We start from the raw sequence: 9,026 nt of genomic DNA, 5'->3' as shown, positions 1-9,026 counted from the left end.
CAGTTCCTGCTGTGTCGTTCTTTTTTGTGCCCATGCTCGGATAATTCTCTACTCAAACTGCGAAATTAGAAACATGAAAACAGATGCTAAAACTCCATCGATTGCCGGCAGTCAAAGCCCTGCTTCTGAAAAGCGGAACTCAAAAAGTCGATATGCTTCGGCGTCATCTTGATGAGATGTATGGGGGAAGGTAGTTTCATGAGTGCTTCCAACGGTATCTTTTTAAAAGTCGCAGCCTTAAGATATTCATTGCAGAACGGCTCCACAATCTCCACCGTGCCGGTCACCTGCATACCGTTTAGTTTTCCAAAGCCTTCATATGGATCATAAATTGCCAAACAGACATTTTTGTTTCTTTCCAATGCAAAAAATTTTAAGCCCCCTTCGGAAAATATCCAGAACGCACCGTCATGCCAAGAATACTCAATGGGGGTACACCGCACAAACGTGCCGGCTCCGGTGGCCAGTGCGCAGGTGTTGTGGGCCTGGATGTACGTCTCCATTGCCGCAGTGAGCGTTCCACGGTCCATCTTTTTCCCTGCGGCATCTTTCTTTTTCCAATACCCCGCAGCCTTTTCAAATTCCTCATGCGTCACGATAACCCCTCCTTGTATTTTTGCAGACAAATAAAGCTGTTAATGTCACAGCAGCTGCTTGGCGATTCCTTTTGCAATATAGGAGGCACCGCCGTTTCCCACAATGCCGGCCACCGCGATCATCAACATACTGCGAAGCTAAGATCAACAGCCCGACGGTCAATCTTAAACATTATGCGAAGCTTACTGTTCTAGCAGAATGCCCTGTAATATTGGCATTTGTCTTCATTGATAAGCTGAAAATCATTTCGAATACATGCTTGAGGATGAAACTCCTCCATCAACAGGAAAAGCACCCCCTGTTATATAACCGGCATCCTCACTTACAAGAAAAGCCACCATGTTCGCAATGTCTGTGGGTTCTCCAATCCGCTTTAGCGGTATGCGTTCTGCACATCGGATAGGGGATGCTTCATCCTGAAAACTTTTTTGTAAAAGAGGGGTGTTAATTGGTCCTGGTAATACGCAATTAACCCGAATCCCATACTCTGCATACTGCTGCGCAAGGCACTTTGTCAGCATAACAAGTCCTGCTTTTGTTGTGCAGTACAATGGTGATGTTAATTCCGGGACAAGCCCCAGACAAGAAGCAATCATAACAATTGAGCCCTTTGCAGCTTTGATTTTTGTAAGTGCATTGCGTGTCATAAGGTAAGTGCCTTTAATGTTAATATCCACCATTCTGTCGATTTCTTCATTTGTAGTGTCTTCCAGATATTTTTCAAAATAGACACCTGCATTATTTACTAAAATATCCAATTGAGGGATATTTGATAACGCCAACTTGATCTGGCTATCTTCACGGATATCAACCCGATAGAACTCAAAATCTTCTGGAGGGCTTTGAATATCAAAAACAATGACATGCATACCCAACTTCTGAAGCTTTTTTGAGATAGCAAGCCCCATTCCTGAGCTGCCGCCTGTAACAACAACTTTTTTATTTTCCATAAATGTCTCCTATGTGTGAAATAATTCTTATTTATGTGCCAATTATGTGTATAAAATGATCCTAGAGCTTTGGTATATCATAAACATAATGAAAATTTCATATTTTAGATGCCCAATCTCTGTTGATGGCTTGTCGATGTACGAAATGTGGATTTTTGATGTGCTCTGCTTTTAAAATAAATAACAAGAACAATTAGGAACGATAGCGCTTGGGCAATTGAAATACGGATTACTTGCAATTCATCTGCACCAGAAAATGTAGTGACGTGTAAAAGATTTAAAATGGTATTATTAAAAAAATGATCCGCCATCGGCATCCAAAGCGAACCGGTAATTTTGGTCAACAAACAGAATTTTGCTCCCGTAATTCCCGTTGTCATAAAAAGCATAAGAGTAGATATTATCGCTCCATTCATACTAATTTCTCCGTCCACCAAACTACGTACAGGCGCTGCAATATGCCACACGCCAAAGAGAACAGAAGAAAAAAGGACCGCTTTAATAAATGAATACCTTGTTTCCAATAGCTTTATAAACAACCCTCGAAATATCCCTTCCTCCATAACCACATTGATTATATTTCCAACCACACAAAAAGCGAAAAACAATAAGCCTGTTTGCATACGTTCATTGCCGACAATCGCATAGCTGGTCACATAGATATGTAATGAAGGGTTGTTGGCTCTTAACAATTGCAGAAACCATTCAGTTCCGTAGGCAATCAAAAACGCGGTTGCGCCGAGAAGTAATCCATAGAGTGCATTTCTTACTGCCGACTTACCCGAGAATCCCACTTCCGACCACTTAAATGAAAAATACCGAAGTGCCAACGCGAGAACGACAATTCCCGCCACTTTATGTATAAACGCCTCGCCAAATATACTTTGATCTGTACGGATAGCCATGTACTCAATTGCTCTAAATGCGAAGCATATTAAATAAATGACGATAATAGATTTCACAGGATTAAAATGTCTATTTTCTACCATGTTGACGCTCCTCTAATAATAATCTACTTTTCTTAGATGGTTGTTTTCGGACTACACGGTATCTTCAACTCTATAATTTAAGATATGCGTCTTAAGTAACCAACTTGCACTGTCTTTTGTATCTTTCAAGCAATTGATATCCCCGAACACAAAAAAGTTATCCTTGGCCCGGGAGACAGCAACATTCATCAAGCTCTTGTTTGCATCAATGAAAAAACACCCATCATTCTTTCCATATACCGTAGACAGTATAATGAGTTTTCTTTCTGCCCCTTGAAAAGTATGTACCGTGCCAACACTTATCTTCGAATAATTGGTTGGCATCTGCTTCTTCAACTCTGAATTGATGCATTCGACCTGTGATTTAAACGGTGTGATAATCCCAATCAAGTTTTCTTTTGCCTCTTCAGGGTAGGCATTTACAATGCGCTTAAAATTATTCTTCACCCACTCTGCGATCTGTTGCATTTACAATATATTTTACCAATAAACTACTCTTTCGCTTCCTATTGTGGGGTCTACAAATAATCAGCCTCTATCTACTCAGTGCATAAACATAACACGAAACTCATTTTATTGGGTTGATGCTTATTTTTCTCCAGAGATTTCTTCAAATCGGATTAAGATCCATGTCACCTGGACTTGTGTGGCATTATCATTTAGGTCGAGATTGTTTGTATGCTTGCCTTTAATGAGTCCAGTTGTAACCGCCCACTTTATGGGTTCTATAGCATAATCTGAAACGAAGGTGGTGTCGGTAATTCTATCAAAACTTGTAGTTTTGATCATATCATATCTCTCGAACTGGGCAGAGGCGCTGGGGCCTGTGACCAGCAGGGGAACACCAACGGTGGTAAGCAGAATAATTGCGCACGTCCTGTTGGCAATCAAACATCCTGTCTTTTCTAAATTCCGGGGCTCGGTGGCATACGAATAAGGGGGCGGCGGATTCTAAACTGAATCTGCCGGCTTTTTATGCGTTTGCATAAACATTTGAAGAAATCCGCTGCCGCCGCATTTCAGCCGCTGAAAGATGATAAGATGGGCTTGCAGGGCAGTTTTTTTTGCTGCGGGGCTGTTGGCGGCCCGTTTGATCGGGGGTTGGTTGACAACGGCCTTGGTATCAGATATAAAAAAGGGGCGTGAATGATTTCAAGCGGCCAATGCGTTGCCTGAACTATGTTCGGGCCGGAGGCTTCGGGTAAATTTGAAGCCCGGGCTTCAAATCCTTTTTTGTACGGAGGAATGATAAATGGAAAACTTAAAGGCGTTTTTAGCACGGAAAGACATCGTGATTTCGCTCAGAAGATACGGGATTGACGCAATGGGCGCGATGGCGCAGGGCCTGTTTTGTTCTCTCCTGATCGGTACGATTATCAATGCACTGGGGGCCCAGCTTCATATCTCGTTTTTGATCGCGCCGGTTGTTACGGTCAATGACGTCTCTTATACAGTCGGTTCTTTGGCCACGATTATGAGCGGCCCTGCAATGGCCGTTGCCATCGGATATGCGCTGCGCTGTCCCCCGTTGGTCTTGTTCTCGCTGATTACCGTTGGCTTCGCTTCCAACGCGCTGGGCGGCGCGGGCGGTCCTCTGGCCGTGCTGTTTGTTGCGATCTTCTCCGCCGAAATCGGGAAAGCCGTGGCAAAGGAAACAAAGGTGGACATTTTGGTAACGCCGCTTGTCACAATCGGAACCGGCGTGGCCCTTTCTGCGTGGTGGGCCCCCGCGCTGGGAAGCGCCGCCATGAAGGTGGGCGGCATTGTCATGTGGGCGACAAACCTGCAACCGTTTTGGATGGGGGTTTTGGTATCCGTCGTCATCGGCATTGCGCTGACGCTTCCCATTTCTTCCGCGGCAATCTGCGCGGCGCTGGGCCTCACGGGAATTGCAGGGGGCGCGGCCGTCGCAGGGTGCTGCGCACAGATGGTGGGGTTTGCGGTGATGTCCTTCCCGGAAAACCGATGGAGCGGACTGGTGGCGCAAGGGCTGGGGACTTCTATGCTGCAAATGGGAAATATCGTGAAAAACCCGAGGATATGGATTGCACCGATTCTCACGTCCGCCATTACCGGCCCACTGGCTACCTGCTTGTTTCATCTGGAGATGAACGGCGCCCCCGTATCCTCCGGGATGGGGACCTCCGGCCTTGTGGGCCAAATCGGCGTGTATACCGGCTGGATAGACGATATCGCGCGGGGTGCCAAGGTTGCCGTAACCTCAGGGGATTGGATGGGATTGCTTCTGATTTCGTTTCTCCTTCCGGCTGTCATATGCCCGCTGATCAACCTCGCTTTAAAAAAGATCGGATGGGTCAAAGACGGCGACATGACTTTATCATAGGAGATGTGGGCGGTTTTATAGCGGCGGGCGGATTCGATGTGAGAATCGCTGCGGACTTACCTGCGATCAGGTTCAGTTCTGGCCAAAACGACCGTTCTGCGCGGCTTCACGGCGCCTGTTTTAAAATGACTAATAGGAAAGAAAGGTTGTAAAAACAGAATGGTGAATACAATTCTATTTGATTTGGACAATACCTTGCTGGATTTTAATCAGGCGGAGAGCATTGCGCTGACACAAACCCTGCTCCAACTGGGGATTCATCCGAATGAGGCCGTCATCCGCAGATACAGCGAATTGAATCTGGCGCAGTGGAAGCTGCTGGAGCAGGGGAAACTGAGCCGAAGTGAAGTGAAAACGCGGCGGTATCGGCTTTTGTTCCACGAGCTTGGCGTGGCGTGCTCGGCTGAGAGGGCGGCGGAGATTTATGAATCCCTACTGGAAGTTGGACATTATTTTATAGAGGGTGCGGAGGAGTTGCTGCGGGATCTTTTCCCCCATTATCACCTGTACATCGTCACAAACGGAACGGCAAGCGTCCAGAGAAGCCGCATCAAAAGCGCCGACCTGGAAAAGTACATGGAGGGTATTTTTATTTCGGAGGAAGTTGGGTTCAACAAGCCCGGTAGCGCCTTTTTCGATTACTGCTTTGCGCAAATTCCACACGTCCGCAGAAGTGCCGCAATGATCGTCGGAGACAGCCTTTCCTCGGACATTCAGGGTGGCATAAATGCGGGGATCCAAACAGTGTGGTTCAATCCGGCACGGCTGCCCAACGATTCGGGTATCCTGCCAGATTATGAAATATATGCATTGGAGGAGCTTCGCCCCCTGCTGGATGGAACGGTGTAATCTCGATGTCGGAGACAATGCGTATTTCATCTCTACGAAGCCGACAATCCGATCGACGGTTTCTTTTACAGAATCGGTGGAAGGAGATACCTTTGAGCCTGTAGTAAACAACAAATCACTTTTGGGCACTGACCCAGTCAAGCGCCTCGTTTATCAATTCGGGCTCACTCAAATGCAGATAATGACCACTGTCACGCGCTCGGATCAGTTTAGAAACTTTAGAAAAAGCGAGGTATTTCTGCATCAGTTCCTGCCAGATCTGTTCCACTTTTTCGGCAAGCACTCTTGTGGTCCGCCCAAATTCCATTATTTCTTTAATGGAATATTCGCTCGTGTGGGTGACCAGTACAAGAGGAAGTTGCGGAAAAGACTCCTTTATCCTGAGAGGTAGAACGCAACGTTCGGTATGTGCCAGACAGTATTCCTCTATCGCGGCGTCATAAAGATCTGGCTTTGTCATGGAACGGAGACGCTCATACAGCAAAACCGTATATTTATTTGAGAGAATTTCTGCAACGTGCCACCATTCGCCAAGCGCAGAACCAAGCCCCATTTCAATGACCAAATCCACTTTCCCTGTCCCGAATTTATGATAACGATGCCCACTCGCACTTCCGATCTCCATGTGGTCACTTCCTCTGTTTTTTATTGCAAATTTTATTTTACTGTACTGCCTGACAATAGACATTCATCGGCCTCATCAAAGGCAAGGACACATACAATCGCGACCTGAATGACAATGCCACACGAGTCAAGGTGACATGGATCTTAATCCGGTTTGAAGAAATCTTTGGCGAAAATAAGCATTATCCCAATAAAACGAGTTTCGTGTTATGTTTATACGGCAAGTAAAATTTTGAAGAATATACGATATCATTGGCAACTGAAAATAAGTATAACAAAGCCAGTCCGTTGTTTCAATAGATGCAAGGATTTATCTACTTAGACGATCGCTGTAAAACGAGATGCTGTCTTTCTGTGCAATGATCTTCAATAAGAAACGTGTACTAATTTGAAGCATGCTTTATATTGGAATGTATAAAAAATACTGTTTGATTTAAAGCCTTTTCAGATGTATACTAAAATGGGAATTATTCACTTTGTCGTCTATAATTAGTAGGAGGAAGAAAAATGAAAAGGAAAATTTTTGCAGCAGCGTTAGCTATGCTGATGGCTGTGGCAATGCTGCCCACAGGGGTGCTGGCCGTGGATACAGAGCCACTTCCGTTTGCGGACGTGAAGGCGGATAGATGGTCTTATGAAGGCATCCAATATGTCTATGAAAACAACCTGATGAACGGTACAAACGAGCAAATATTTTCCCCCACACGGTCACTCACCAGAGGAATGTTGGCCGCGATTCTCTATCGGGTGTCCGGGAGTCCTGAAGTAAAAGAGCTTTCCACCTTCACGGATGTCTCTTCTGACAGCTATTGTGCGAAGGCGGCTGCTTGGGCACAGGACAATGCCATTGTAAAGGGAAACACCAACACCACACTCGCGCCCAATTCCATCGTGACTCGTCAGCAGATGGCAGCTATCCTCTATCGCTATGCCGGTTTCCGGGGCTGGGATGTGTCAGCGACCACGGGCATGACGTATTACGCAGACAGCAGTACCGTCTCTAAATACGCCGTTGACGCCATGAAGTGGGCCTTGGCCATGGGCATCGTCAACGGTACGGCGGCTACTATGCTCACGCCGGGCGGCAATACCACCCGCGAGCAGGCGGCCGTTATCCTCATGCGCTTCCTCACTGGTGCACAGACCGCTGAGAACGTAAAAGTGGAGATTATGGCAACCTCGGATATCCATGGCTGGTTCGTGCCATGGGATTTTTCAACGGATACCTCGTCTACCCGCGGTAGCCTTACATATCTTGCAAGCATTATCCGCCAGCGTCAGGCTGCCAACAAAAATTCTGTTCTGGTGGATTGCGGCGACGCGGTGCAGTCCAACTATGTGGAATACTTTATTGGACAGGACTCTAATCCCATGATTGATGCCATGAATTATTTGGGATATGACGTGTGGACCTTCGGCAACCACGAGTATAATTTCAGCTTTGCCAACCGGGCGAAACTGGTGAAGCAATTCAAAGGTGTGGCACTCTCTGGAAATGTGTACCTAAAGGGAACCGACAAGGAGTATTTACCCGCTACCACCGTGGTAGAGCGGGGAGGCGTGAAGATTGGTGTGATCGGAATGACTACCCCGCTCATCACCGAATTTGAAAAGGGCAAGACCTCTCTCAACGAAGTGGATGTGAAGAATCCAGTGGATGTCATTGGCGGTGCAATCAAATCACTGGAAGCACAAAATGTGGATTGCATCATCGGTGTCATCCACGAAGGTCTGGACCAGGAGAACGATGTGTACGGTTCGTCCACCGTGGATCTTGCAAAAGCATACCCTGAACTGGATGTCATCATCAGCGGTCATGCGCATAAGTCCGTTCCCAGTGAGACGGTTAACGGTGTGCTGCTGTGTGAGCCCTACTATTATGGTCGCAGCTTGTCTGTAGTGGATCTGGGATTCACGAAGAATGCCAATGGCGGCTATACGCTCAACAGCAAGAACGCCACGCTGGAGAATTGTGGCTCCAAGGAAGACAGCGGCCTTGTCACTCTGATGGCGCCCTACAAGGCGCAGCTGCAAAAATATGTGAACACACCCATCGGCAAACTGATCAATTCCAATCTTTCCGGAACGGATGAGATCAAGGGTATCTCCGCCGCCAATATCGGCTCCGTGGGCATTCTGAACCTCATGAGCGTAGCGGGCACCTTCTACTCTGGCGCGGATTGCACGCTGCTCAATACGGACTATGAAAATCCCGGCTTTCCCGTGGGTGATATCAGCATCAAGAACATTGCTTCCAGCTATTCCTTCACTGGAGGCGAAGTCAGTGTCTATCCTGTCAGTGGTGCCCAGCTCAAAACCATTCTGGAGTGGAGCGTGGACTATTTCAACCAGATTGAAGATGGCGATCTGACCATCAGCTACAACCCCACTCGCCGGGCTTCCAAGTACAGTTCCAACTTTGTCGGTGGTGGGATCAGCTATACGATTGACCTGACCCGCCCCTCCGGCAATCGCATCAAGAATTTGGCGCTTATTGCCAAGGATTCGGATGGAAACCCGCTCTATAACGAGGACGACACCCTTAAGACGACTCCCATCACAGATACTACCACCGTTAATCTGGGTACCAATAGCTATTATATGGATCAGTGGGTCGCCCAGGGCGGCTGCCTTGAGGGACAAACTGTGAAGTCTACCTTTAACTCCTTTGAT

8 protein-coding genes are annotated in these 9,026 nt (G+C 46.9%); 3 read left to right on the top strand and 5 right to left on the bottom strand.

Annotation, left to right across the window (positions count from 1 at the left end; genetic code table 11):
- Nucleotides 1-86 precede the first annotated feature (86 nt).
- The 4 genes from RT018_RS02595 to RT018_RS02580 all read right to left on the bottom strand — a co-directional run bounded on the left by RT018_RS02595 (nt 87) and on the right by RT018_RS02580 (nt 3,004).
- Nucleotides 87-596, bottom strand: coding sequence for a pyridoxamine 5'-phosphate oxidase family protein (locus tag RT018_RS02595; protein WP_312938984.1), 510 nt, complete (start codon nt 594-596; stop codon nt 87-89).
- 243 nt (nt 597-839) lie between these two features.
- Nucleotides 840-1,547, bottom strand: coding sequence for an SDR family oxidoreductase (locus RT018_RS02590; protein WP_312938983.1), 708 nt, complete (start codon nt 1,545-1,547; stop codon nt 840-842).
- A gap of 104 nt (nt 1,548-1,651) precedes the next feature.
- Nucleotides 1,652-2,536 carry a CPBP family intramembrane glutamic endopeptidase gene (locus tag RT018_RS02585; protein ID WP_312938982.1) on the bottom strand — a complete coding sequence of 295 codons (885 nt, stop codon included), beginning with the start codon at nt 2,534-2,536 and terminating at the stop codon, nt 1,652-1,654.
- Between the two features lie 51 nt (nt 2,537-2,587).
- A complete protein-coding gene (locus RT018_RS02580; protein WP_312938981.1) occupies nt 2,588-3,004 on the bottom strand; it encodes a C-terminal helicase domain-containing protein in 417 nt (138 codons plus the stop codon).
- A 784-nt stretch (nt 3,005-3,788) separates the two neighbouring features.
- Between RT018_RS02580 and RT018_RS02575 the strand changes: the two genes are divergently transcribed.
- Both RT018_RS02575 and RT018_RS02570 read left to right on the top strand, forming a co-directional pair.
- A complete protein-coding gene (locus tag RT018_RS02575; RefSeq protein ID WP_312938980.1) occupies nt 3,789-4,880 on the top strand; it encodes a PTS sugar transporter subunit IIC in 1,092 nt (363 codons plus the stop codon).
- Nucleotides 4,881-5,039: 159 nt separating this feature from the next.
- Complete coding sequence (locus tag RT018_RS02570; protein ID WP_312938979.1) at nt 5,040-5,729, top strand: YjjG family noncanonical pyrimidine nucleotidase; 690 nt, start codon at nt 5,040-5,042, stop codon at nt 5,727-5,729.
- Between the two features lie 115 nt (nt 5,730-5,844).
- On the opposite strand, the gene RT018_RS02565 is transcribed toward RT018_RS02570, so the two are convergent.
- Nucleotides 5,845-6,354: a hypothetical protein gene (locus RT018_RS02565; RefSeq protein ID WP_312938978.1), complete on the bottom strand. Its 510-nt coding sequence runs from the start codon at nt 6,352-6,354 to the stop codon at nt 5,845-5,847.
- Between the two features lie 506 nt (nt 6,355-6,860).
- Here RT018_RS02565 and RT018_RS02560 point away from each other — a divergent pair.
- Nucleotides 6,861-9,026, top strand: a 2,166-nt coding sequence (locus RT018_RS02560) for an S-layer homology domain-containing protein (protein WP_312938977.1), incomplete at its 3' end; no start/stop codon positions are given.

It is taken from the genome of Oscillibacter sp., from assembly GCF_032060045.1.
GTDB lineage: Bacteria > Bacillota > Clostridia > Oscillospirales > Oscillospiraceae > Oscillibacter.
Note: the sequence above shows the minus strand (reverse complement) of the source record. Positions and strands in the feature narration are given on the sequence as shown.